This is a genomic window from Maridesulfovibrio pacificus (SeqCode) (assembly GCF_048612815.1).
Lineage (GTDB): Bacteria > Desulfobacterota > Desulfovibrionia > Desulfovibrionales > Desulfovibrionaceae > Maridesulfovibrio > Maridesulfovibrio pacificus.
The window spans coordinates 201,873-227,760 of record NZ_JBLZNE010000001.1 but is presented as its reverse complement, the minus strand read 5'-3'; the positions used below and the strand labels follow the sequence as shown (position 1 = coordinate 227,760).

The 25,888-nt window shown below is 47.4% G+C and carries 24 protein-coding genes; 14 read left to right on the top strand and 10 right to left on the bottom strand.

Features of this window, described 5'->3' with window-relative positions; translation table 11 throughout:
* Nucleotides 1–62 precede the first annotated feature (62 nt).
* Entirely contained in the window at nt 63–1,184 is a 1,122-nt protein-coding gene (locus ACNI23_RS01165) for a glycoside hydrolase family 3 protein (protein ID WP_420246226.1), read from the bottom strand.
* Between the two features lie 160 nt (nt 1,185–1,344).
* On the opposite strand from ACNI23_RS01165, the gene ACNI23_RS01160 reads away from it, so the two are divergent.
* Genes ACNI23_RS01160 through ACNI23_RS01150 form a run of 3 tightly spaced genes read left to right on the top strand, consistent with a single transcriptional unit; the run spans nt 1,345 to nt 3,040 of the window.
* A complete protein-coding gene (locus ACNI23_RS01160) occupies nt 1,345–1,962 on the top strand; it encodes a D-sedoheptulose 7-phosphate isomerase (RefSeq protein ID WP_420246225.1) in 618 nt (205 codons plus the stop codon).
* Nucleotides 1,963–1,989: 27 nt separating this feature from the next.
* A complete protein-coding gene (locus ACNI23_RS01155) occupies nt 1,990–2,403 on the top strand; it encodes a response regulator (protein ID WP_420246223.1) in 414 nt (137 codons plus the stop codon).
* A gap of 13 nt (nt 2,404–2,416) precedes the next feature.
* Nucleotides 2,417–3,040, top strand: coding sequence for a LysE family translocator (locus ACNI23_RS01150; protein ID WP_420246221.1), 624 nt, complete (start codon nt 2,417–2,419; stop codon nt 3,038–3,040).
* A gap of 3 nt (nt 3,041–3,043) precedes the next feature.
* On the opposite strand, the gene ACNI23_RS01145 is transcribed toward ACNI23_RS01150, so the two are convergent.
* Nucleotides 3,044–3,322 carry a hypothetical protein gene (locus ACNI23_RS01145; RefSeq protein WP_420246219.1) on the bottom strand — a complete coding sequence of 93 codons (279 nt, stop codon included), beginning with the start codon at nt 3,320–3,322 and terminating at the stop codon, nt 3,044–3,046.
* Nucleotides 3,323–3,394: 72 nt separating this feature from the next.
* Between ACNI23_RS01145 and ACNI23_RS01140 the strand changes: the two genes are divergently transcribed.
* The 3 genes from ACNI23_RS01140 to asnB all read left to right on the top strand — a co-directional run bounded on the left by ACNI23_RS01140 (nt 3,395) and on the right by asnB (nt 8,388).
* Nucleotides 3,395–3,823, top strand: coding sequence for a hypothetical protein (locus tag ACNI23_RS01140; RefSeq protein WP_420246218.1), 429 nt, complete (start codon nt 3,395–3,397; stop codon nt 3,821–3,823).
* A gap of 137 nt (nt 3,824–3,960) precedes the next feature.
* Nucleotides 3,961–6,369 carry a methyl-accepting chemotaxis protein gene (locus ACNI23_RS01135; RefSeq protein ID WP_420246216.1) on the top strand — a complete coding sequence of 803 codons (2,409 nt, stop codon included), beginning with the start codon at nt 3,961–3,963 and terminating at the stop codon, nt 6,367–6,369.
* Between the two features lie 147 nt (nt 6,370–6,516).
* Complete coding sequence (gene asnB / locus ACNI23_RS01130; protein ID WP_420246215.1) at nt 6,517–8,388, top strand: asparagine synthase (glutamine-hydrolyzing); 1,872 nt, start codon at nt 6,517–6,519, stop codon at nt 8,386–8,388.
* Between the two features lie 44 nt (nt 8,389–8,432).
* Here the strand turns inward: asnB and ACNI23_RS01125 are convergent, their stop codons facing one another.
* Complete coding sequence (locus ACNI23_RS01125) at nt 8,433–9,242, bottom strand: metal ABC transporter permease (RefSeq protein ID WP_420246214.1); 810 nt, start codon at nt 9,240–9,242, stop codon at nt 8,433–8,435.
* Nucleotides 9,235–10,056 carry a metal ABC transporter ATP-binding protein gene (locus tag ACNI23_RS01120; protein ID WP_420246213.1) on the bottom strand — a complete coding sequence of 274 codons (822 nt, stop codon included), beginning with the start codon at nt 10,054–10,056 and terminating at the stop codon, nt 9,235–9,237. The genes ACNI23_RS01125 and ACNI23_RS01120 overlap by 8 nt, the downstream gene beginning before the upstream one ends.
* A gap of 203 nt (nt 10,057–10,259) precedes the next feature.
* Between ACNI23_RS01120 and ACNI23_RS01115 the strand changes: the two genes are divergently transcribed.
* Nucleotides 10,260–10,838 carry a GDSL-type esterase/lipase family protein gene (locus tag ACNI23_RS01115; RefSeq protein WP_420246212.1) on the top strand — a complete coding sequence of 193 codons (579 nt, stop codon included), beginning with the start codon at nt 10,260–10,262 and terminating at the stop codon, nt 10,836–10,838.
* Nucleotides 10,839–10,923: 85 nt separating this feature from the next.
* Nucleotides 10,924–11,940 carry a threonine aldolase family protein gene (locus tag ACNI23_RS01110; RefSeq protein WP_420246211.1) on the top strand — a complete coding sequence of 339 codons (1,017 nt, stop codon included), beginning with the start codon at nt 10,924–10,926 and terminating at the stop codon, nt 11,938–11,940.
* A gap of 159 nt (nt 11,941–12,099) precedes the next feature.
* Here the strand turns inward: ACNI23_RS01110 and ACNI23_RS01105 are convergent, their stop codons facing one another.
* Nucleotides 12,100–13,968: a bifunctional lysophospholipid acyltransferase family protein/GNAT family N-acetyltransferase gene (locus tag ACNI23_RS01105; protein WP_420246210.1), complete on the bottom strand. Its 1,869-nt coding sequence runs from the start codon at nt 13,966–13,968 to the stop codon at nt 12,100–12,102.
* 201 nt (nt 13,969–14,169) lie between these two features.
* Nucleotides 14,170–14,520, bottom strand: coding sequence for a hypothetical protein (locus ACNI23_RS01100; protein WP_420246209.1), 351 nt, complete (start codon nt 14,518–14,520; stop codon nt 14,170–14,172).
* Between the two features lie 127 nt (nt 14,521–14,647).
* Between ACNI23_RS01100 and ACNI23_RS01095 the strand changes: the two genes are divergently transcribed.
* The 6 genes from ACNI23_RS01095 (at nt 14,648) to ACNI23_RS01070 (ending at nt 20,884) form a co-directional block, all read left to right on the top strand.
* A complete protein-coding gene (locus ACNI23_RS01095; protein ID WP_420246208.1) occupies nt 14,648–16,441 on the top strand; it encodes an alpha-amylase family glycosyl hydrolase in 1,794 nt (597 codons plus the stop codon).
* A 12-nt stretch (nt 16,442–16,453) separates the two neighbouring features.
* Nucleotides 16,454–18,055, top strand: a complete 1,602-nt coding sequence (gene malQ, locus ACNI23_RS01090; protein ID WP_420250547.1) for a 4-alpha-glucanotransferase — start codon at nt 16,454–16,456, stop codon at nt 18,053–18,055.
* A gap of 89 nt (nt 18,056–18,144) precedes the next feature.
* Nucleotides 18,145–18,843: a class I SAM-dependent methyltransferase gene (locus ACNI23_RS01085; protein ID WP_420246207.1), complete on the top strand. Its 699-nt coding sequence runs from the start codon at nt 18,145–18,147 to the stop codon at nt 18,841–18,843.
* 202 nt (nt 18,844–19,045) lie between these two features.
* Nucleotides 19,046–19,396 (top strand): TraR/DksA family transcriptional regulator, encoded by a 351-nt coding sequence (locus ACNI23_RS01080; RefSeq protein ID WP_420246206.1) that lies wholly within the window; start codon nt 19,046–19,048, stop codon nt 19,394–19,396.
* 109 nt (nt 19,397–19,505) lie between these two features.
* Nucleotides 19,506–20,207, top strand: coding sequence for a TIGR04283 family arsenosugar biosynthesis glycosyltransferase (locus tag ACNI23_RS01075; RefSeq protein WP_420246205.1), 702 nt, complete (start codon nt 19,506–19,508; stop codon nt 20,205–20,207).
* A 2-nt stretch (nt 20,208–20,209) separates the two neighbouring features.
* Nucleotides 20,210–20,884, top strand: coding sequence for a TIGR04282 family arsenosugar biosynthesis glycosyltransferase (locus ACNI23_RS01070; protein ID WP_420246204.1), 675 nt, complete (start codon nt 20,210–20,212; stop codon nt 20,882–20,884).
* A 45-nt stretch (nt 20,885–20,929) separates the two neighbouring features.
* On the opposite strand, the gene ACNI23_RS01065 is transcribed toward ACNI23_RS01070, so the two are convergent.
* From ACNI23_RS01065 to yidC, 4 genes are all read right to left on the bottom strand, one after another.
* On the bottom strand, nt 20,930–21,187 hold the full coding sequence (locus tag ACNI23_RS01065; protein WP_420246202.1) for a hypothetical protein: 258 nt from the start codon (nt 21,185–21,187) through the stop codon (nt 20,930–20,932).
* Between the two features lies 1 nt (nt 21,188).
* Nucleotides 21,189–22,568, bottom strand: a complete 1,380-nt coding sequence (mnmE, locus tag ACNI23_RS01060; protein WP_420250546.1) for a tRNA uridine-5-carboxymethylaminomethyl(34) synthesis GTPase MnmE — start codon at nt 22,566–22,568, stop codon at nt 21,189–21,191.
* 92 nt (nt 22,569–22,660) lie between these two features.
* Nucleotides 22,661–24,187 carry an RNA-binding cell elongation regulator Jag/EloR gene (jag, locus tag ACNI23_RS01055; protein ID WP_420246201.1) on the bottom strand — a complete coding sequence of 509 codons (1,527 nt, stop codon included), beginning with the start codon at nt 24,185–24,187 and terminating at the stop codon, nt 22,661–22,663.
* A 52-nt stretch (nt 24,188–24,239) separates the two neighbouring features.
* Nucleotides 24,240–25,859 (bottom strand): membrane protein insertase YidC, encoded by a 1,620-nt coding sequence (gene yidC, locus ACNI23_RS01050; protein WP_420246200.1) that lies wholly within the window; start codon nt 25,857–25,859, stop codon nt 24,240–24,242.
* Nucleotides 25,860–25,888: the final 29 nt, after the last annotated feature.

Here is a 25,888-nt window from a genome sequence, read left to right as displayed (position 1 = left end):
GTCTTGGATTTTCAGGGCTTTTCTGTTTTACACTCTAAAAGTTCTGAAAGTAATATCCGCCTTTACTTGGCAGCTCCCATCACTTGCTTAACACTCATGATGCGTTCGTAGGACTGCCTGATTCTACGCTCGGTAATCTTCCCTTCATAAACGAGCTGCTTGAGAGTTGAAACTGCCTTTGTCCCCAGTCCAGGTTCATAAATCAGGTTATTGCCGAAAAGGAGAATATCGGCTCCGGCCTTTACCGCCCTGTAGACCCCTTCCTTAAAACCATATTCCCCGCTAACAGCCTGCATCTGCATATCATCGGTAACAATTATACCTTCAAAACCTAGCTGGCGGCGCAGAAGACCGTGAATAACATTACGGGAAAGAGTTGCCGGATACTTACGATCCCAGCGGGAATTGAAAATATGCGCGGTCATAACCATATCAGCCTTATTGTCGCTGATTAATTTCTGAAAAGGATAAAGCTCACTGCTGTCCCATGAATCAGTCACATCGGTAAAACCTAAATGTGAATCACCACGGGAACTGCCATGTCCAGGAAAATGTTTCAGACAGGAAATAATACCTTCGGCATGCAGGCCGTCAATATACGAATCCGCAAATCGGGCCACGATGCGGGGATCATCCGAAAAACTGCGCTGTAAAGCTGCAATTACCGGATTTGCAGCATTACGGTTCACATCCACAACCGGGGCGAAATTCATATTAATTCCGGCTTCTTTTAATGACTTGCCAATAGTCTGCCCAGCCCTGAATGCTGCCTGAGTATCACCGCTGTTGCCCAGTTCGGCGGCAGAGGGAGTTTCGGAAAACCCCATTTCCCCGGTCAGTCTTTTAATTATGCCACCTTCCTGATCAATTGAGATAAACAAAGGAACTTGAGCATAACTTTGTAGATCGGAAGTGAGCTTTACCAGTTGAGGGGGATTGGCAATATTACGAACTGTGCTGTTCAGGGCGCAATCCTTGCTGAAAAGAATCACTCCCCCGATACGGGCATCCCTGATATCTCCCACTACCGGATTATCCGCACTCAACTCCAATCCCCGAAATCCGACCATGACCATCTGACCGATCATAGTATCCAATTCAGAAGGGCTGGAAGTACTTTTTTTCAGCGAACATCCGCTGAAAATCGCAATAATAAACATTAAAATAAATATTATTTTTCTCAATGGGGAACTCCGTCATTTTTGAATGCAGAATAAAAAAAACATGTTATAGTGAGCATTCTGCAATTTATCAAGAACGGCAAGAATGTTGCCACCGCTTATGATTTCCTATAAACGGATTTCTCCACTTGCGTATAATGAATTGCAAACAGAAGGAAAATGAATGTCCCAGACAGCACTGCAGAAAGTAGTTGAACATGCCCGTGCCGGACTTGAAGTCCGCGAATCTTTTTTTGAGCAATACTCCCAACTCGTGGTTGATGTTTCTAAAGCATTGGCCGTTCGCCTTGCCCTCGGTTCCAAAATCCTCTTTTGCGGAAACGGCGGAAGCGCGGCAGACTGCCAGCATCTGGCGGCAGAGCTGGTTAACCGGTTCAAACTTGAACGCCCGCCCCTGCCCGGAATTGCCCTGACCACGGATTCCTCTATTCTTACCGCCATCGGTAATGACTATTCATATGAAATGGTTTTCGAAAAACAGGTTCAGGCACTGGGACAGCCCGGTGATGTTCTCATCGGTATCAGTACCTCCGGAACCAGCCCCAACGTGATCTGCGCACTCAAAGAAGCCAAACGCAAAGGCATGGTCACCATCGGCATGACAGGCATCAGCGCAGGCGAAATGCTGCCCATATGTGACCATATTATCAGTGTTCCCAGCAAAGACACCGCAATCATTCAGGAAGTACACATTGCAGTAGGACACATGTTCTGCCACCTCATTGACCACTTTCTGTTTGAAGCAGTCGGTGAACTTGAGCCTTACCTGAGCGGAGAATAGGAAAAACTCCAGCAAGCGAGTAGCAGCATGCAGATTCTTATAGTCGAAGACAGCAATACAAGCAGAATGTATCTCAAAGAAGTTCTTAGGATAATTACTCAGGGACTTGAGAACAAAAGCATAGACAGCGCTGTCAGCGGCGAAGAAGCACTGGAAAATTTTGAACACAGATGGCTTGAAGGAAAACCCTACGATCTTATCTTTATGGACATAGTCCTGCCCGGTATGGACGGCCTTCAGACTCTCGAAAAGATCAGGGCCATCGAGCAGAGCAAAAATATTCCTGAAGACAGGAAGGTCAAGGCTATCATGACTACAGCCCTCGATGACAGCACTAAAGCTTCACGCGCTTTTTTCCAGTGTGAAGCTTTATCATATATTACAAAACCGATCACAAAAGAAAAAATTCAGGCAGAACTCAATAAATTCGGGCTGCTTTAAAGGAAATTGGACAATGGATGCACTGACCATGGCTTTTATCCCGGTCGCGGCTATTCTGACCATCACCCCCGGTTCTGACACAATGCTTGTGGTCAATAACACGCTGACCCGCTCAACTGCGGACGGCCTGTGCACGGTAGCCGGGATCAATGCCGGCCTGTTAATCCATGCCCTTGCTTCGGCTCTGGGGCTTTCCATGATCCTCATGAATTCAGCAACCGCCTTTGAGATGGTCAAACTTGCCGGGGCCTTATATATTATTTATCTAGGCGTCCAGTCACTGCGGAGCAGTCGAAAGCAGGAAAAGACCGAATTTTCTGCCGAGCCGTGCAGCAAAGGAATCTCAGCCTCCATCCGTGAAGGCTTCCTGACCAATGTACTTAACCCCAAAGTTGCGGTATTTTATCTTGCACTGCTGCCCCAGTTTATTTCTCCCGGAGAATCAATCCTGCGTCAATCCCTGCTCCTCATGACCATCCACTTCAGCATGGGCATTCTCTGGTTCAGCTTTATAACCCTTGCTCTGGGCAAAGTGCGTCACCTCATTTCCGGCGGTAAATTCAAGAAACGGCTTGAAGCCATTTCCGGTATAGTATTTATCGGTCTGGGGCTGAAAATGGCCCTTGCCAAAAACTAGCCCTTACTCAAATGCCCTTGCTATCCGCAGGCTGAGCCCGGAATCTTCCAAATCGCGGGCGGCTTCTTCCGCACTTTCACGGTCAGGACAGACCTGAAGCACAAGCTGTGCGCATTTGGATTCATCATAGACCCAGACATTTTCGTCCAACTCTATGCCAGCGAGATTCACCCTGTGAAGCAACTCTGCCCGGCACTTTTCCCTTTGATCAAAAGCATTCTGATCAAAATCCGCACCAACCGCCAGCACCCACCATTGCCCTGTCTTTTGCAGACTACTCATCCTTAACTCCTTTCTTATTCTTGAGTAAGGACAACAACTTGCCCCTCAAGCTCACAGATGTTAAAGTTAAACATGCTATTATCTAAATCTATACCTTCTTCCGGCATAAAAAACAAAATCGCACTATGTGCAGCTTTGTTGGTTATTGCCGGATATTTCTTTATTCCCTACAAGGAAATCAGACTGGAAAGGATAAGAGCCTTTGGAGAAAACAAAGCTATAGGTATAGTTATTGAAAAAAACAGCCGAATAAGCGAACATAATTTAAATGAAACTGAAAAAGAACGTCAGACCGTCAGGTATCGTTTTATTGATCCTTCCGGTTTGCCCAGAGAAAGAACAGCTGCTGTACAAAGCACATTCTGGAGGAGGGTTTCACTGGGGGATAGTGTAATTGTGTATTATGCCAAAGCCGCACCACAGGTGTCTCGCATTGAACATGAACAGGAAAATGCAGTGGTCCGGATTTTAGCCAAATTCTCAAGGGGCAATACACAATAATCCATGCCGAAATACTTAATGTCCTGAGGAACTGCATCCCACAGTTCTCAATCATATTTTAAGCCGGATCTGCGTGCGTAGAGGGAAAACGCGAGCAAGGCTGGCAAACGTATCTAACTTTGGATCAGGGAGAGAGCATGTTAAAGAAGCTGGCATTTCAAACAAAACTTATGTTTGGAGCAGTCTTAATAGTTCTGGCTACTATAATTTTCATGACCGGAATAAACCTGTATAAGGTACAGGAATCGCTTCATACGCTGGGTCAAACATCCATGAAATCTATCGCTGACAGCGTTCATTCACTCATGGAAATGCAGAATGACATCCTGATGGACAAGGTAAAAGCAGACATCGATATTCTGGATAAACAGATCTTTTCACTCGGCTTTCCAAAACTCAACAAGCGCCACCCCATTGAAACCACCATCACAAACCAGGTCACCAAACAAAGCGAAACCGTAACCATACCCAGCCTTGAGTTCGGTGGAATTGCTGTAAATGATAAGTTTGATATCGTTGATGACCTAAAAAAAGAAATCGGCGGAACAGCCACAATTTTCGAAGTCCTCCCCGGCAAGCTGTTGCGTGTCTCAACCAACGTGCTCAAGCTGGATGGAAACCGGGCCACAGGCACATATATCCCCGACTCAAGCCCCGTATACAAAGCTGTAATGGCCGGTAAGACCTACTACGGGATGGCTTATGTTGTTAACGCATGGTACATCACCGCCTACAAACCCCTGACTGACCTGCGCGGTAATATTGTCAGCGTCATTTATGTAGGGCGCAAAATTATTACTAATGCCTTTAAAAAATCCGTTATGGCTTCAAATGTAGGTGGAAAGGGCTACGCAATGATATTCAACACTAAGGGTGATATCATGCTCCACCCGACCCTTACCGGCGAAAATTTAAAAGATACACCTAATTGGAATCTTTTTGCCGAGACAGAAGAAGGGGAAATTGAATACGACGAGGACGGGGAATCTACATCCGCTTATATAACGGACTTCAAACCATGGAACTGGTCATTTGCATTTGTGATGAAGACATCCGATATGTCTCATGGCGTGGACCGCGACATTTTCATTACCAACGTAATCATCGCCGTGGTTGCTCTTTCCATCTCAGCTGTTATCCTACTGCTGATGATCAAAGCGACCACCAGACCGCTACAGCAGCTTTCAGACTTCACAGCCAAAGTATCTGAAGGTGATTACGATTCCGAACTTGAATATGAAGCAGATGACGTGGTCGGCCGTACAATCAGTTCAGTTAAACACATGGTATTCGAACTGAAGAACAAGCTTGGTTTTTCCAGCGGCCTGCTTAGCGGACTGACCCTGCCCTGCATAGTTGTGGATCTTGATAAAAAGGTTTCCTTCATTAACCAGCATCTCATTGATCAATTTGGTTTGAACGGCACTCCTGATAATTATGTAGGGAAACGCTCCAACGATCTGGTCACGATCCAAACCATTCGTGATACCATTGACCGCTGCCTGAAAGAAGAGAGCAATTTCTCTGAAATTGAGATACACGGGCATACCGAGGGCGGCAAAGAATTCTACGCCATTATTGACGTAGCTCCTCTGCACGACCTTGATAAAAAGCTTATCGGGGCCTTCATGGTCATGAATGACATCACAACCATTAAGGAAAACGAAAAAGCCATTACTGCCCAACGTGACACCATTGCAGCAACAGCAAGGGATGCGGACGAAATATCCGATCAGCTTGCTTCCGCTGCCGATGAACTTTCAGCTCAGGTTGACGAATCCCGCAGGGGTGCTGAAGTCCAGCAGCAGAGAGCCAGTGAAACAGCAACTGCCATGGACCAGATGAACGCAACAGTTATGGAAGTCGCCCGTAATGCAGGCGAAGCCTCTGAAAATGCCCGCGTAACTAAGGAAAAGGCGCTGGAAGGACAGGAACTGGTCGGACAGGTTGTTACCTCCATTCAGGCCCTTGAGCAGAACTCTGAAGAGCTCAAATCCAGCATGGAAGAACTCGGACAACGCACCGACTCCATCGGAAAGGTCATGAATGTTATTACCGACATTGCGGACCAGACCAACCTGCTGGCGCTTAATGCAGCCATTGAGGCAGCACGTGCAGGGGAAGCAGGTCGCGGATTCGCGGTTGTTGCCGATGAAGTACGTAAGCTGGCTGAAAAAACCATGGATGCAACCAAGGAAGTTGGCGAGGCTATTACTTCCATTCAGGACAGCACCAGAACAAACATCAGTGCTACTGAAAACGCAGTTAAGTCCATTGTTGAATCAACTGATCTTGCATCTAAATCTGGTAACGCCCTTGATGAAATCGTGCACATGGTAGAAACCTCTGCCGATCAGATCGAAGGCATTGCAGCTGCAGCTGAAGAACAATCTGCATCAAGTGAACAGATCAGCCGCGCCACCGAAGAAATCAACGAAATCTCCGCTGAAGCTGCTGAGACCACGGTTCAGTCTGCTCTGGCCATCTCGGAAGTTGCTGAACTGGCTTCCAAGATCAAGGAATTGATCAGAAACATGCAGTCATAAGGACGGCGACAAAGACAATCAAAAGGCGGTTTCCCAAAAGGAGGCCGCCTTTTTTATGAGCATGTCTGTTGACCCGTCAAAAAACACTGTGTAACCAGCTTTCATACTGAAAACAATCAACCCTTTTGACTTGGCGGTAAAGCAATCATGTGCGGCATTGCAGGCTATTTCAATCCCGGTGGACATCCCGGAGACATTAGACCCATCCTCGACCTTATCTCCCATCGCGGACCTGACTTTCAGCACATCCACACAGAGGAAAACATAGCACTGGGGCATACCCGGCTCTCCATCCTCGACCTTTCCAATCGTGGAAATCAGCCCATGAAGGACCCGAAAACCGGGAACATCATTGTCTTCAACGGGGAAATATACAATTTCAAATCCCTGCGTGAAGAATTGATAAGCAAAGAACACACCTTCAATTCATCCGGAGATACGGAAGTCCTGCTCAAGCTTTACGGGGAATACGGCGAAAAATGTATTTCCATGCTGCGCGGCATGTTTGCATTCGCCATCTGGGACAATGCCAAAAAACAACTGTTCATCGCACGCGACCGCCTCGGTAAAAAACCGTTCTTTTACTCTCAAAGCAGCAACAATTTCATTTTTGCTTCTGAGATCCGTGCCCTTGCCGCTCACGCTGACATTTCAAAGGATGTGGACGTACAGGCCATTGACCTGTTCATGAGTACCGGATGCGTTCCGGCCCCCTTTTCCATCTACTCAGACATCAGAAAACTCCCGGCCGCCCATTACGGCATTGTGAATACTCAGGGGCTTTCTCTGCATCGCTATTGGTCCCTTGATTTCACCCGGAAAATTGAATGTTCGGAAGAAGATGTACTGGAGTCACTGCACAGCCGACTTCTGGAAGCAACCAGAATCAGGCTGGAAAGTGATGTTCCGCTGGGAGCCCTGCTTTCAGGCGGGGTCGATTCCAGCCTTGTCGTAGCGCTTATGGCTGAAGCCGGAAGTAAATCTATCGATACCTTCACCATTGGTTTTCATGAGAAAAAATATGATGAGTCAGGTCATGCAGCAAAAGTAGCAAAGCATCTGGGCGTGAATCATCATGTGGAATATCTGGACCCGACCCAGTTTGAAAATATGCTGCCCGCAGTTGTCCGCCAATACGGCGAACCTTTTTCCGATGACGCAGCTTTGGCAACCATGCTGCTCAGCGAAGCCACCCGCAAACACGTTACCGTTGCCCTCAGCGGTGATGGAGGGGATGAACTTGCCTGTGGGTACTCTGCATACACCCATGTGAAATTGGCTTCGGCCTTAGCACCTCTGATCGGTAAAAAGATTCTGCCGGAAAAGAATATTCACAGTGCCTTCAACAGCAATTCGGCAATTGGTAAACTGCGCCGTAAGATGATCTGTAAGTTCCACCCGGAATTCAAACGCATACTGCGCAATGAATTCAAGATCGCCCGCTATAAAAATGATGTCTACCGCGCTGATGTTCGCGAACAGCTGGGGCAATTTAATTTTAAATGGCAGTACGAACTTTCCCGGCAGGCCTGTATGCACGCAAACACCCCGGCAGAACGACTGCTCTGGATGGATACCGTCCATTTCCTCGCCGACGCCCTGCTGGTAAAGGTGGATATTGCTTCCATGGCTCACAGCCTTGAAGTGCGTTCTCCGCTGCTTGATCATGAACTTTTCGAGTACATGGCCAGCCTGCCCCCTGAACTTAAAATCAAGGGCGGTGAGTCCAAATATCTTCTCAAGAAGCTTGCAGAACGCTACCTGCCCAAGGATATCCTTTACCGCCGCAAGCAGGGCTTCTCCATGCCTGTCGCCAAATGGACCAGCGGCGATTCTGCAGATTTTACACTCGATGCTATCAGTCAGGCTACGCCGTTCCTGCAACAGTTCTTCGATATGGATGCGCTGAACAAACGCATTGATGAGCATGTCTCAGGACGGAAGAAGCACAAGAATTTTGTCTGGAACATACTGAATCTTGCTCTTTGGGCCATTGAGCACAAAAACGGCAGGGTCTAAAAAAACAAAACTCCCGGTTTTCTTTAAAACCGGGAGTTTTATTACTAATTAATCTTGCGCATCCTGCCCAAGCCTGCCGAGACTAAAAAACCCGCCACACTGACGGCAATTATCGTAGCTCCCGAAGACAGGTTCAGCTGATATGAGAGCAATAGTCCGCTCACGCAAAAAAACATACTCAGAATGGAAGAAAAAAACATCATTGAAAAAAGGGATGATGTCCTGCTCTCAGCAATCTGAGGTGGGATAGTCAAAAGGGCGATGACCAGAATCAGACCGACCACGCGGATGACCATAACCACACTAAGCGCAATAAGCGCCAGCATGACGAAATACAGCAGAGTTACCGGGACTCCACGCGAACGGGCGAACTCTTCATCAAACGACATAGCCCAGAAGCCCTTGTAGCAGGAGAATACAACCAGCAGTACAAAGGCTGCCAGCCCTCCCATGAGCATAAGGTCAGTCTTAGGCGTAGCGAGAATGCCGCCAAACAGATAGCTCATCAGATCCACATTGTAGCCGGGGGTAATATCCAGCAGGATAATCCCCAAAGCCATACCAGCAGCCCACATTACACCTATAAAAGTATCAGCCCTTTCCTTTACGCGCATGGTCACCAAAGCCATGAGCAGAGCCGCGCAGACAGCGAATGCAGCAGTAACCGGAAGCATAGGCAGGCCGAGATAAAAGGCCAGCCCAACCCCGCCATAGGAAGCGTGGGCCACCCCGCCAGCCAGCAATACAACACGGTTTACGACTACCAGTGCACCGATAATCCCGCAGATGATGGACGCCAGCAAACCGGCCATGAGCGCATTCTGCATGAATTCATAACTCAAAGCCTCAAGCATTCCAGTCTCCTTCAGTCTCATCTGATTCAGGATGATATTCAAGCACACGGTGCGGAAGTTCACCATGGGTTATCAGCTCAATGGGGCAAGTGCCCTTAAGGGTTTCGCCATAAGCCTCGCTGAGCAGCTCACGGGTAATCTTGGGCTGTTCATGTAAGTGAACTTTGCGGTTGACGCAGGCAACGGATTTCACACCCTGCCCGAGCACGGAAATATCATGGCTGACCATAACAATGGTCATTTCAGCATTAAGCTCTTTGAGCAGGCAGTAAAGACCGCTTTTACCGGCCTGATCCACGCTGGCTGCCGGTTCATCTAAAAGCAGCATCTTCGGCTCATCCACAATAGCTCGGGCAATGAATACCCGCTGTTTCTGCCCACCGGACAGATCGGAGACCCTGCGGTCTATATGCTCAAGCATCCCGACCCGTTCAAGAGCCTTTTCAACCTCTCCGCCGGAACTGTCGCCGAAGCTTAAACCGAAAACTCCCTTAAATCCCTGAGAGACCTTACCCATGAGCACAGCATCACGGACGGTGATGGGAAAGCTGGCGGAAACTGTTGTATATTGCGGCATATAGCCGATGCGTCCACCATGCCTGCCCGGAGGCATACCCAGTATTTCAATACTACCCTGCTGCGGTTCAATCAGCCCCAACAGCAGCTTGAGCAAGGTCGTTTTACCGCCCCCGTTAGGTCCGATAACAGCAAGATAGTCTCCCGGCATTATCTCAAAACTGGCATGGTCCAGCACTGTATGCTGACCGTACCCGAAACTTACATCATTAAAACTTATTACACTTTTTTGATCCATTTAATCTTACCTTCCGCCATTTGTTCAGGCGAACAAGTTGATAGCCTAATTGAGAATGGATTGCACTATCTTTTTGCGGCAGTGTTTCATATAATCATCAATATAAAGTTTACAACAGTCACACTCTATGCTCCCTTCAAGGTTAAATCTCCGGGCTGAAAAGGCAAGGAAATTAAGCATAACACTTTAAAAGGAATATGGAAATGCAACTTTTATTCATAGGAGATTCACTAACTTCCGGAGTCAGCGACTCGGAGAGACTGGGCTGGGCGGGACGAATCTGCAAACAGCTTGATCCTCAGGGAGCTAAACTCACAGCTTACAACCTCGGCGTACGGGCATCCACCACAGCACATATTGAATCCCGCTGGGAAAAAGAAGCTGCCGACCGTATTAATCCTAAAGCCCCTGTTCTGCTGATCTTCTGCATGGGTGCACCTGATGCTGTAAAAAACATTCCGCTTGAACAAAGCAAGACCTGTGTTGAAAACATTCTTCACAACGCAAAAAGCAACTACGCCACTGTGTTCATAACTCCGCCGCCCATGATTGATGAAGAGAAAGACAAAAGAACAGAAAATCTCTCTGCTGAGTTTATTAAAATCTGCTCAAAACTTGACATTCCCTGTCTGAATATTAATTCCTCTCTGCGGGAAAATACCGCTTACATCAAGGCCCTCAAGGAAAGCGACGGAGTCCATCCAAACGCGGAAGGTTATGGCATCATGGCCGGAGTGATCAGCAAATTCATTTCCCCTTACATCCTGCCCCACCTCAGCTAAATCACGTCTTTCCCACAATCCAGTTACAAACCGGACAGCATTCCCTTGATGGGGATGCTGTCCTTATTTGATGAGGAGATTTCCCATGAGATCATTTGCCAGCGACAACTACTCCGGTGTCCATCCCGAAATAATGAAAGCCATCATGGAAGCAAACGAGGATCATATGTCCTCCTACGGTGCCGATCCGGTTTCTGCGGAAGCTGAACTGCTTTTCAAAGCGCACTTCGGTGAGCAGGCCAAAATTTTCTTTCTTACCACCGGGACAGCCACAAACACCCTGATCCTGCGTCATATTTGTAAAAGCTGGAATAGCGTCATCTGTTCCGAAGACGCGCATATCAATGTAGATGAGTGCGGTTCACCGGAAAGCATGGGTATCAAGCTTATGCTGGCTGAGACCAAAAACGGAAAGATCACTGTTGAGACCATCAAACCGCTGGTCCCTTCTGAACCGGATGTGCACCGTGCTCAGCCCGCAGTAATTTCCATTACCCAGAACACTGAACTTGGAACCCTTTACAGTTTGGATGAAATCAAATCCATCTGCGATTTTGCTCACAGCAAAGGACTCCACGTACACATGGATGGAGCGAGAATCGCCAATGCTGCGGCCGCTCTAGGTGTAACTTTTAAGGAAATGACCGTTGACTGCGGAGTGGATGTACTTTCCTTCGGCGGCAGCAAGAATGGATGCATGTGCGCTGAAGCCGCAGTTTTTATCAACCCGGATTTAGGCAAGGACTTCGAATATATCCGCAAGCAGAACATGCAGCTTATCTCTAAGATGCGCTATATCGGCGCACAATTCAAAGCTCTGCTTACCGACGAACTCTGGAAAAGAAATGCTGAGCATTCCAATTCTCTCGCACGTAAGCTGGCGGAAAAAGCCGGTGCCATCGAAGGTGTAAAAATCACCCGTCCGGTAGAAGCCAACGGTGTGTTCGCTATCATCCCTGAACATGCAGTGGAGAAGCTGCAGGAAAGATTTCCTTTCTACGTATGGGATGAACAGACAGGAGAAGTGCGCTGGATGACCTCATGGTCTACAACAGAAGAAGATATCGAAAACTTCTGCGCTGCTTTGAAAGAATTAATTTAATTTTGCCTCCGGCGGCTTAAACCCTTTTGCAAAAGGGTTTAAGAATCCCAAAACCTTTTATTATGGCTTCGCCACTATTGGCAGGAGACCGTAAATTAATTTAACGCCCTCTTTTCACACCGTAAAAGAGGGCGTTCATTATATTACTGTAAATCGGTCCTAGGCAACTTTTTCATCATTACTTGGGCAACCGCAATCTTTCCTATCACCCGCCGCCGGAAATTTTAGATGGTAATCCAAATATTTTCTGCCCTGTTCCTTGCCCATAAACTTAAATAGGCTGCGCTCGGAAGTTTCCAACAGATCGACCACGATCAGGCCATCAAGAGCGTTTCCGAAATCAGGGTCTACATTAAAGCCGACCAGCTTGCCGCCGATCTTTAAATAATGACGCAACAGAACCGGAATTCCTCCACCGCCTTCAATATCTTGAACTACTTTCTCTAAGTCTGACTCGTCAGCGAAGGACACACCCGGTAAGTTTTTCTTCCATGCCTTAAGCTTCTTGAATTTCAAAGGACGGGCCGGAGAAATGAGCTCTGCCAGATCTGCGTGTCCATTGTGTTTCAGCAAAATGTCAGCAATCAACTCACGGGATATTTTCGTATAGTCATTGGAAATGCTAACGCATCCAAACAGGTACCGGTACTGCGGATTACGCGCGAGGTAAGCGGCAATTCCTTTCCAAAGCATCATCAGTGAATAAAAATTCTTTTGAAAACTGGGGCGGATAAAAGACCTGCCCAGCTCAAGGGCCGGACTGACTTTATCGAAAAACTTGGGGTCGAAGCGGAAGAAGGAATGACTGTAGACGCCCTTCAATCCGAATCGCTTAATCTGATCATCTGTACGGGCAATGCGATAAGCTCCGGCAATTTCCTTACTTTCCTTGTGCCAGAGAACAAGATGGATAAAGGTATTATCGAAACGATCCACATCAACTGCCAAACCGGTTCCTTCTCCGACCTGCCGGAAGGTCTTTTCACGCAACCGTCCAATCTCATGCATGATAAATGGACAGTTGGCAGCATGAACTTCATGTACGGCAAATTCGTTATTTTCCACCAGCACGGATTCCGGTCCGAGCATGCTCAGCTCGGTAATAATTCTGCGTTGTGAAGTCTGATCACTTATGCTTGCTTCCTTTTTCTTGAACGCAGGCAAAGCTATCCTCTTCTTTTCAAAACGCGAGCGCAGGCTATAAGTGCGAAAACGCAAGTATTCCATAAGTTCCTGATTGCTCTCAAATGAAGCAAGACGATCACCACTGACGGTATTGCCCACAGCAAACTTAACCGGCCCTGATTTTTGTTTCAGGTTTTCGCGAGGCAGAAGCACAGTGCGCAGGGAAGGATGGATCACCCCCGCAGCCTGAAAGAGAACACTGTTACGTCCATTAAAGAAAACAGAAGTGGCGCTGGCTCCGGTTCGCTTGATAATCCCACCGACAGTAGGACTCCATGCCGGGTCTTCAACCTTAACACCCCTGATATTTAGACTGGCAACCTCTCCGGCCGGAAAGACAGCCAGCATCCCACCGGCCTTCACCCATTTAACCGCTTCCTTGAGCCCTGAAATATTGCCCAGGTGAGACTCCTTGCGGCCGAAAGGGTCTACCGAGATCAAATATTCATTCATCTCAGGAATTAATCCGAGCATAAAATTTGCCATGATTTTAATGTCCGGTCGAACGGCTTTTAGTAATTGAATCAGTATCAGCCCTTCTACAACGCCAAAAGGATGATTCGCCACAACCACGGATGGTCCTTTTTTTGGGATCCGTTTTAATTCCTGACCATCAAGTTCAACTTGAACCCCTAACAAATTCAGAGCCTTGCTAACAAAATCATCGTGATTCTTTTCACGCCAGTGCTCTTCATCGTGCAATCGATTATATAAGAAATTTAACCGTGGCAGACACAAAAGGTGTGATAAGGGCTTTTCTACAAGAGAAAATAAAGCACCTCTGAAAGGATCTACAAACGGTGATTTCAAACTGAATAAATCTGAACAGGCTTCACGTCCCATCAACAACTCCCGGCTATTAATTTTTGTTGATCTACCTTAGCCGGACAGACGCTAACGTGTGTTACTCTATAGTGACATGTGCCTTACATTTTTTATTCCCGAGCACTCAGCAATAGGGTGTCCTATATTTTATACAAAATAAAAAAGCAGGCAATTTACCGCCTGCTTTTATTTTTTACTTGTCAACTGTTTAAAACTTTACTACTGAATAACTCCAAGATCGGCTTTCATATGCCAATGATCCCTTGGGATTGGGATACAGAAACTGCGTTTAGCCACGTCGGCACACAGTATCAACCCCTTTGTATCCTGATCCCAAAACACACGATCTATAAAAAAGGCTATAGCTTGTGAATTGGTCAGTGTCTCGGGACGGCTACCGGGCATGAATCTTTGCATCACTGCAACGGCAGCTTTCTTCAAGGTAAGCACAGCGTGGGTTGAAATAGCTACATCCTGAAAATCCAATTCATGGAGTATTGCGCTTTCCCCGGCCATGACTTCAGCGATCTTGACCCGCTCCTCAGACGCTTCGCGGTGTTGATTATTCATGGTCTGCCTCCTAATGCTGTTACGAGATGCAAGTACTCAATCACATGCAAAAGACGAGCCGACTGTTGGTATCAGTATACATTATTATTTTTGTAAAAACAAAATTTTTTTTAACACGGGCGCATTTATGAATGACAAATATTTAGGAGCGCGACTTCAGGAAGACGGTAAATGTTCTTTTAGAATTTTTGCTCCGCATGCCCAACAGGTTAAAATAAATATACAAACCCAACAAAATGAGGGCTACCCTTTAACTCCTTCCCAGTATGGTTATCACGAAATAACACTGGAAGAGATTCAGCCCGGAACCTTATATTCTTATGTATTTGATGACGGTCCAGCAATTCCTGACCCTGCTTCTTCTTGGCAACCAGAGGAGCAACGAAACGCTTCTGCAGTAGTCGGACATCATATTTTTGACTGGGGAGAGGACGATTTTTCCGGTCTGCCCATGAGCGAAATGCTCATTTACGAAGCTCATATAGGCACTTTCAGCCCTGAAAAAAATTTCCAGGGAGTTATATGCAAACTGCAGCACCTTAGCGAGCTGGGGATCAACACTTTGCAACTTATGCCGGTAGCAAACTTTGCCGGTAGGCAGGGCTGGGGATATGAAACCACCTTCCCTTATGCAGTACATCCTCCATACGGAAAACCGGATGACCTTAAAGAACTGATCAAACAATGCCACCTGAAAGGTATAGCGGTTATTCTGGATGTATCCTTCGGAAGCCTGATTCCGGTGGCAGCTCTGGAACCTGCATACTTTCCTTTTTTCAGCAAAAAATACAATGTCCATAATGGACGGGCTTTAAATTTCGATGAAAAATACAGCTACGGAGTTCGTAATTTTTACATACAATGCGCTCTTTCATGGATACGCGACTACCGCGTTGACGGATTGCGCATTAAGGATGCCGACCATATTTTTGATCAGACTCCCATCCATTTTCTTGAAGAATTGGCAACCCGTGTCAAAAATTTTGCACGTCAAAGCAACAGAACCTGCGTGCTTATCAATGGAGACAAACGTAATGCCTTGCGTCCTGTACTGCCACCGGAGAAAGGAGGCTACGGACTGGATGCCCTTTATAACGACAACTTTTACTGTGCTCTTCATAGTCAGGTAACCGGAAACCATGAAGGACGCTTCAAAGATTACGTAGCCCCGGACCGTATGGTTTCGGCAATGCAGTACGGATTTGCCTATCGGGGCGAAATTTCGAATCATTACCTGAGAAAGCAGGGACGCAACAGATCAGAATTAAACGGCTGCCAATTTATTGTTTATTCTCAAGGTCATGAAGAAAATTATGGCGACGAATCTAAATGCCGCATTATTGAAAACGCCGGTTTCGAAGCAGCAAAGCTCAGCGCAGGGGCAACACTGCTTTCACCCTATGTACCAATGATTTTCATGGGCGAAGAATACGGTGAAAGAGCACCTTTCAACAATTTCAATGACTCGCCGAACGGGCATTGCTCTGATGAGTGCTGTTTGAACTGGATGAATATTGAAAGCGATCAGGGAGGCGCTATGCTAACCCTTTACCGCAGACTACTGAAAATAAGAAAGGAACACCCTACCCTCCATGAACCATGTCGCAGCAGATGCCATGTGCAGGAAATAGCACCGGGGGTAATTTTAATTTTTCGCAACTCGACATCCGTGGACAGGGAATACGCTGCCGTGCTCTTTAATTTCTCCAAAGAAGAAACAGATAATAACATCGCTCAATACCTGCCGGAAGGAGTTTGGACCACCGAACTATACAGTGCATCCGGCACTTATGCCGGTAATGATTCTGATCTACCCGGAATTCTACCTCAGGATGGAAAAGTAAAAATAGCAGGACAATCCTTTGCTCTTTTCCTCCATTCGGAATTGATAATCAGGTCCGAGGGTCTTTCAATCAGTTAAAAAAGATATCGGCTGGACATCTCCCCCCTTGCCCTGCAATATGATAATGTTAGAGTCAGCATGACTGCATGCAGACTTTGCAGAGCAAGAAGGAGATATATAATGAAACGTTCCAGCGGTATTCTTTTACACTTCACTTCCCTGCCTTCACGGTTCGGTGTTGGAGATCTTGGTCCGGCGGCTTATGATTTTGCCGACTTTCTAGCCGAAGCCGGACAAAGATTCTGGCAGGTACTGCCCATCACCCCGACAGCTCCGGAGCTCTGCAACTCCCCCTATTCGGGATTTTCAGCTTATGCAGCCAACCCGCTTTTGATCAGCCCGGAACTCATGGTTGATTACGGCCTACTGGAATATGAAGATATTCTTCAGCACACACTACCTGACACCGATCATGCTGATTTCAAGACAGCAGGAATGGTCAAGGAAGAGTTGCTGCGCAAAGCCTTCGCACGGGTAGCCAACAATCTTCTTGATGAAGTGATATTCAACCAGTTCATCTGGGATAATATGCACTGGATCAACGATTTTGCCCTTTTTACGGCCCTTAAAAAACATTTCAAAGGAACAAACTGGATCACATGGCCCGAAGACATACGCGACCGAACAGAAGACGGCCTGCGGCATTGGGGCGAAAAGCTCTACCGCGAGATTCTGTATGTAAAATTCTGCCAATGGATTTTCTTCCGCCAATGGGGACAGCTTAAAGACCATCTTGATGAAATTGGGGTGGAACTCATTGGAGATGTACCAATCTACGTAACCCACGACAGTTCCGATGTCTGGGCCAATCGCAAAATCTTTAAGCTTGATGAAAAAGGTGAAGCGTTTTGTGTTGCCGGGGTTCCACCCGACTATTTCAGCAAAAAAGGTCAGCTCTGGGGTAATCCGGTTTACAATTGGGAAGTACTCCAGAATGACGGCTTTGGCTGGTGGATCAGCCGTATGAAGCACAACCTCGGCCTTTACCATTGGGTGCGCCTCGACCATTTCCGGGGGTTTTCTGCCTATTGGGAAGTTCCAGCCGAAGCCGAGACAGCCATGGAAGGTTACTGGGTCCCTGCCCCCGGACATAAGCTTTTTGAAAAACTCACTGAAGAAATAGGCTGCCTGCGAATCATTGCTGAGGATCTCGGCCACATAACACCCGATGTAATCTGGCTTAAGGATCGCTTCCATCTTCCGGGCATGAACATCCTGCAATTCTCCTTTGGTGACGACATAGGATATTGCGGAGATGCCCTGCATAACCACAAACGCAATTCCGTAGTCTACACCGGAACTCACGACAACAACACCAATAGGGGCTGGTTTCTCGAAGATGCGGACGAAGTCAGTCGCAAGAATCTGCTGGCCTATCTAGGCTACAACTGGATAGACGACGCCAAGATTTCATGGGAGCTGATCAGATTACTCATGTCCAGCGTAGGCTGCTTGTGCGTGATTCAGGCACAAGACCTGCTCAGTCTTGACGGAAAGGCTCGTATGAATGTCCCCGGCGAGGCTGACGGCAACTGGGGATGGAAACTTACTCCCGGACAACTGACCCCGCTTATCCGCGAAAGACTCGGCGAAATGACCGAACTTTTTGGCCGCACCAGCAAGATTGACTAGTCTAATAATTTTCACAGTCATTTTTGATATTAATTCAAAGCTAGTGAAGTTTTAATTTCTTTTAACCACGTCAAACCATTTCAAAAAAGATGAACAACAAACTTTATCTGGATTATGCCCCTGAATACAGCGAAGCGATTAAGAAGAATATTTACAACGCACTTTTCGAACGCCCTTCACTACAAGCCATGTTGCCTGATCTTAAAGGCAAAACAGTACTCGATTTAGGCTGTGGTTCAGGTGAACACTCCAGACACCTACAGAGTAAAGGTGCAAATGTAACTGCGATCGACATTTCTCAAACAATGATCGACCTAATTCAAAAACAAAATCAAGGCAGCCTTAGGGCTTACACTCAAGATATTTCCAAGGGACTACCTAATGAACTGGATGAATCTTTTGACGTAGTCATCAGTGGATTGACAATCCATTATATCAAAGACTTGAACCCCCTATTTTCCGACATCAACCGAGTTTTAAAAAAGGAGGGGAAATTTATTTTTTCCACACATCATCCTGTTTTTGATCTTAAAAGTAGTATTTCAGGAAATTATTTTGAACAAGAATTGATTACCCAAGAATGGGACGTAATTGACGAGCGAGTAGAAGTTTCATTTTACCGCAGACCACTTACTGAACTATTTTCCGCCATAACCCGAGCAGATTTTTGCGTTACCGGGCTAAACGAAGGGATGGTGCAAAATGAGATACAAAAACTTAACCCAGCGACGTACAAAAGGCTCACGACCAAACCCTGTTTTCTATTTATTGAATGCACTAAAAAATAAGGCTACAGCCTTTAAGATCCAGCAGAATCATAAATAAACATTCCCTTGGGTATCCACGGAGTTGTTTTCAACCCTATTTGAACTTCATTGTAAAGTTTCACCTCCGTAACCGGATTGCGATTTTTTCCCGGACAGGCAGGCGTATAAGCCCCATAGTCATAGGATTAATAATCAATTCCACAATCCAAGTCGGAGGTTAATTATGAATTCTTCTCAGAGAATCAGCATCAGACAACATCTTGAATTAAAGCTTGCTGAACTAATTGAACGAACCACAGCGCGAGATACTGCTGTTGAAAGTTGCGCTGACGACAATGAATACGCTTCCCGTATCAGCGAACAGAAGATCAATCTTGCCTTACATGTGCGCGAGACCAGACTTATCAGTGATATGGAAGAGACTTTGAGCCGGGTGGATAACTGGGATTTCGGAATTTGTGAAGATTGCGGCGAAGAGATTGCCATCGCCCGTATCAAAGCGAATCCGACCACCCGCTTCTGCGTATCCTGCCAGTCCCGCATGGAAGAAGATCAGCTTGGCCGCGTTGGGTAATTGCCTCCTGCGGCTCTCCGAGGGCCAAAGAAACTTTTGATTTGCTTTGCACTAGCAATAGTCAAATTTGCTTCTTTATCAGGCTTGGGAAAAAGTATAGTACAGCACTATGCCATCAAGCTTGAAAATATCAGTCATCATTCCGGTGTATGATGAGGCGGAAACTATTGTCTCCTGCATCGCGAATGTAAAGGAATGTTGCGGGGATAATTCTGAGATTATAATCGTTGACGGTTCCGTTGACGGATCGACTCTGTCCGCTGTTGACGATGCTGGGGTGAGGCTTTTGGCATCACCTCCGGGGCGTGCGGCCCAGATGAATTACGGCGCGCAAAAGGCCGTAGGTGATATCCTGATATTTCTGCATGCAGACACGATTCTACCGCATGCAGCAGACAGTCTTGTCCGAAAAGCACTTCGTGCGCCTTGCGCCACTGCCGGAGCCTTTAAGCTTGGTTTCGACACGCCTTCACGCACTATGAATTTTATTGCCTTCCTCGCCGACCTGCGTTGCAGGATCGAGCGTATTCCTTACGGGGATCAGGCTATTTTCATTTCCAAGTCCACATTTGAAGAGCTGGGCGGTTTTCCTGAAATTCCGTTAATGGAAGATGTGGAGCTTTTCCAGACCATCAAGAAAAGACGACTTGAAATCGTCATCCTTAAAGAATCCATTACCACTTCCGCGCGCCGCTATTTATCGACTGGCCCTCTACGCTGTGCCCTGCGCAACACTCTTTTACGTCTGCTGCACCGTATCGGTGTAGGAACGGAAACTCTAGCAGCCATGTACAGTAGAAGGAAATCCTGACCATGAAATGTGCTGTCATCGTTTTTGTAAAATTTCCTGAAGCAGGCAAAGTCAAAACAAGGCTGGGCAAAGACATCGGCTACGATACAGCAGCCCTTCTTTACACTGCTTTTGTGGAAGACATGCTCCATAATATGGATGAATCAAGGCTAACGACGATCATAGCTTTTGATTCTTTTCAGCCTGAAAAAAGATATAAGGACTGGCTGGGTAACAGGACTTTCATCCCGCAGCAGGGCAACGATCTAGGAGAACGCATGCATAATGCATTGATGGAAGGATTCAATTTAGACTTCGACACCTGCATCCTTACCGGAAGTGACCTACCGGACCTTGATCCTGAAATTGTCCAACAAGCTGAACAAGCCATGAAAAAAGCCCCCGCCTGCATTGGACCTGCAAGCGACGGGGGCTATTATCTGATCGGTTTCCAGAAAGAATTTCTAACTGACTCTATCTTCAAAGATATGGAATGGAGCACGGAAAGCGTCTTTAGCGAGACAATTTCCCGATTTGAAAAACTTGCTATAAATCCGGCTATTCTGCCAGAGCATCAAGATATGGATACAGTGGCAGACTTGAAAAGACTTCTCGGCAATCCAACAGTACAAGACTTGTGCCCTAAAAGCATAGCGATCTTAAAGACTGTTTTCAGCGCAAGTTCAAGCCAAAACTAATAAAAATGTTTCTTTGGTCACGCTGAAAGCGCCGCCGGAGGCATCTTAATAGTCTACAATGTTCAAACGATCTTCATTAGATTCTTTGCGGCGGGTAAAACGCAGACGGTCACAGCCGAGATCGTCGATCACGTCGATATCCCAGTTACCGCCTGTTCCGAATCCGCTCATGAGTTCTTCGCGAATACCGAGACGGACCTGAAACTCCACTACCGGATTGGATGTGTTATCAAGATGGTTAACGATGATGGGAACCAGCCCGCAGGTTACGCCTTTGAGATCAACAAATTTACTGTCTTCCATTTTATTTTCCAACGCAAAAATTTTCAAAAATTGAGTTCAACACTTCCTGAGGCGTAATCTCCCCGGTAATTTCGGAAAGAGAACTACAAGCAGACTCAAGACGCACCCCAAGCAGATCGTAAGGTACCTGCATAGCAATATCACCCATAAGCTCTTCAAGCTCTACGTGGGCTTTTTTCAGTGCAGCAGCCTGACGCGAGTTGGGCACCAGTTCATCAGGATCAGGCTCGCCTGCACCTTGGAGGATATGCTCACGGATCAGTGCTGCCAGCCGCTCAATACCCTGACCCTTTTTAGCTGAAATTTCAACAACCTCATACCCGGATTCGCGCATAATTGCGGCTGGTGAAGGCTCGGCCTGATCAAGGTCGGACTTGTTAATAACCGCGAGGCATTTGTCCGCCATATCAGCAAATTGCGGATCAAGATCAGCAAGGGCGAACGGCTTGGAACCGTCAATGATCATCAGAACAAGATCAGCCTGAGATGCCAGATCCCGGCCCATGTCCACACCGGCAAGCTCAACAGCATCGCTGGTCTCACGCAAACCGGCTGTATCAACCACCCTGACTTGCAAACCGTCAAGATTGAGGGTTTCCTCTATAAAATCACGGGTTGTGCCGGGAATATCTGTAACGATGGCCCGGTTGCGCCCCAGCAGTGCGTTAAGCAAGCTGGATTTACCAGCATTTACTTTTCCTGAGAGGACAGCAAGTCCTCCTTCGCGCCACGCCTTTGTGCGCTCTACACCGGAAAGAATTTCAGAAATATTTTTTACAGCATCCCCCACTTCAGACTGCATCTGTTCCAAGGGAAGACATTCCAATTCGTCTTCAGGAAAATCAACAGCTACGCAAAGTTGCGCACGCAACTCCTCCAAACGAAGACGCAAACCGCTGATACGCTCACCAAGTACACCGGAAAGTTTAACCTTAGCTAACTGTGCAGCTCCGCGGGAAGGAGCATGAATCATCTCCGCAACAGCTTCGGCCTGGGTCAAGTCCATACGCCCGTTCAGAAAGGCACGCAGGGTAAACTCACCCGCATTGGCCAGTCTCGCTCCTTTAGCAAGTACTTCGCCGAGAACCGCACTTAGAATTGCCCTGCCTCCGTGACAGTTAATTTCAACGGTATCTTCACCAGTATAGGAATTGGGCCCGGGCATGAACACGGTCAAAACATCGTCGATCTCAACGGATTCCGCATCAACGATAGTACCGTAATGCATGGTGTAAGGCTTGAACCCGGAAAAGGATTCCTTGGCTGGACGAAAAATGTCTTTGGCAATGGATAATGCCTGTTCACCGCTGATGCGTATGATCCCTACACCGCCGTCACCCGGAGGTGTAGCAATTGCGGCAATGGTCCCGGTGGAAGTGATGGACATATAAAAATCTCCCTGAAAGAAAGGATAAACCCCGCAGACATAAGTCCACGGGGTTTTCTAAGTCATTATTCACCGCTCGTGAACAATTAGTAACGGTTATAGCGCTCGCTGTTGTAGTTAGCGCTGTTACCGTCTTTATTGCGGTCGTTACGGCGGTTGTTATTGTAACGCGACTGACGGTTACCGAAGTTGTCATCCTGAAAACGGTTGCTGTAACCGTCATTAAAAGGAGCAGGACGGTTGAACTCTTCGCGGTTACCGAAGTTCTCATCGCGACCTTGAGTATAATTGTCAGTGCGCTTGTTGTAACTATCGTTACGCTCGGTACGACGACCTCGGTTGTAATTATCGTTGCGGTCAGTACGTCCGCGATAATTATCATTGCGCTCGGGGCGCTCCGTACGGCGGCCTCGGTAATTGTCGCTACGCTCGGGGCGCTCTGTACGATCGCGACGTCCCCTGCTGCGGTCATTACTGCGGTCATTACTGCGGTCATTGGTGCGGTCATTGCTGCGGGAATCGTAACGATCATTACCACGATTGTAACTATCGTTGCGTCTGCCGCCTCCTCCGCCTCCGCTGCGACTGCGGCGGGGCAGGATCAGAACCCGTTTCATGGGGCCTTCACCTTTACTGCGGGTATTGACGTGCTTGTCTTCCTGCAAAGCCATATGCACAACTCTGCGATGGTAAGAACTAAGCGGCTTAGTTGACTGAACGCGACCGGTATGCATGGCCTTATCAGCAAGATGCCAAGCCAGCTGGCGAAGCTTTTCGTCCTGACGCTCACGGTAGTCACCGGTATCAATCTGTACACGCACGGAGGTCTGCAATTTCTTGGAGACCATACGGTTACACAGGTATTGCAGGGAAGACAGAGTCTGTCCCTCGCGGCCGATTATCAGGCCGGAATTTTCTTCATCATCAACCAGAACGTTAACACGGTCTTCGCCCACTTCGATTTCGAGTTTGGGCTTATCCTGAATGATGGGTTCGATCATCGTTTCAAGAGCTTCGCGCACAGCGGCAGCAATCTCTTCGGGATCACCTTCCATAATGCTGCGCGGTTCGCGACGTTCTTCACGTTCTTCACGTTCTTCACGCTCATCGTGCTCTTCAATATCTTCGTCACGGCCTTCTTCAGGTCTATCGGCAACTGCAGGAGCAGGAGCCTCATCCCTGACAGCGACTTCGCTTTCAGGCTTAACTGCAACTTCACCTTCTTCCTTCACAGCCACTTCAGCCTCAGGCTTAACTGCGGGAACTTCGGGCTCAGTACGCGGAGCAGGAGAGTAATCTTCTTTTTCAACCGGAGCCTGCTCCTCTCTGCGACGGTCAGATTTGGGTCTGGACTGTCTCTTTTCAGGCTGTTCTCTTCTCTGCTGACGACCTCTTCCTCTTCTGGAATCATCATTCAGCACAGAACGGTTATCTCCACCTCTGGGACGTGCTTTCACTTTAGCATTTTTCTTTCCAACCAGGCCGAAAACCCCGGTGGAACCTCCACTAATGATCTCAATCTCAAGTTTATCGCGATTCAGACTAAAATGATCACAGGCATTATTAATCGCCTCGTCCAAATTCTTCCCCTGGAATTCCATGAATTCGCTCATTCTATCTCCTGATTGTTCTTCACTCCATTAAATCCGATCAGCTTGTTACGCGCTAATTTTTAACATTACGCATCATCATCCACTGCTGTGCAATTGAGAGTACGTTGTTCACCATCCAGTATACAACCAGCCCGGAGGGGAAGTTGAGGAACATGAATGTGAATACGAGAGGCAGAAACATCATAATTTTCTGCTGGGTCGGGTCGCCTGCGGAAGGAGTCATTTTCTGCTGCAGGAACATAGTCGCACCCATCACGATAGGGGTGATGTAAAGCGGGTCTTTTGCCGAAAGGTCGGCCAACCAGACAATATCAGTAAAAGGCAGAAAATGGACAAAATCAGCGTGCCTGAGGGCAACTGTTCCCATCAATGCCTTGTACAATCCAAAGAAAACCGGAATCTGCAGCAGCATGGGCAGGCAACCACCTGCAGGGTTGACATTATATGTCTTGTAAAGCTGCATCATCTCTTTGTTAAGCGCTTCCCTGTCATCGCCGTGCTTCTCACGAAGCTTGGCCATCATGGGCTGCAGACGCTTCATCTGCTCCATGGACTTGTAGCTCTTGTGGGACAGGGGCCAGAAAAGAATCTTAATAACGATGGTCAGCAGGATGATCGCAATACCGTAGTTGTTGGTATACTGGTGGAACCACTCAAGAGCCACAACAAGAGGCTTGGCGATAATATCAAACCAGCCGAAGTCGATTGCCTTAGAAAGTTCACCGGGAACTTTCGCCATCAGCTGAGCATCCATGGGACCAAAATAGTAGGAACAGGACAGTTTGCGTTCAAGGTCTTTATCAAAAGAAACATTCTGTTCTGCAGCAATACGGAAAATATCATCCTGAAGCTTGCCCTTCATGGTCACAGAATCTGCACCGGGAACAAGAGCGAGGATGAAGTAGTTGGAATCAATCGCAGCCCATTCGACTTTGCCGGATTCGGTCACACCGGTTTCGCTAAGAGTGTCACGGTCGTTTTCTTCGACAAGACCTTCAGCGTTGAACCATGCGATTCTGGTGGGGTTGTAACGGTCATCAGCAGCGGTCAGGCTCTTTGTTGCAGTGGTAAATGCAATGCGCCCCATGCCGCTGGGATTGGACTTGTTAATTACCCTTACGTCTTCGTCGATGAGGTAGTTATCTGCGTGAAAAGTAAGCCTGCGCTCAATTCTGAAACCTTCCACATCACCACGAAAAATAAGTGTACCGAGCTTGTCGCCTTCAAGGTTGAGGTTTGCACCTTCATAACCCCAGACGCCGTTAGCCCAGGTTGCCATGCCGTTGAGAATCAGTCCCATGGGAGCTTTATCAAGAGCATTGGCACCGACCATGTCTACATAAGGAGAGTCAGCATCAATGGTTGCCTTGAATTTTTTAAGCTTGAAACTTTCGAGAAGGCCGCCCTGTGAGTTGATCACTGCGGAATAGAGGGGAGTTTCAACGGTAAGTCTTGTTCCCTTGGCGGAAACAATGGCGCTTGTGGAAGCGGGATCGGGTAATTGGTTTGATACAGGACCGGCGACACTGGAATCAACGGCCTGATTTGGTTGAGCGGTTTGCTCCTGCTGGGCAGGCGCGGGCTGCTGCGGCTGGGGAGGAAAAAGGTACTGCCAGCCGAGAAGAACTGCAAACGAAAGGGCTACAGCCAAAATAACGCGTTTATTATCCATGTCTTTTTTTTCTCACTAAAAATTTGTCC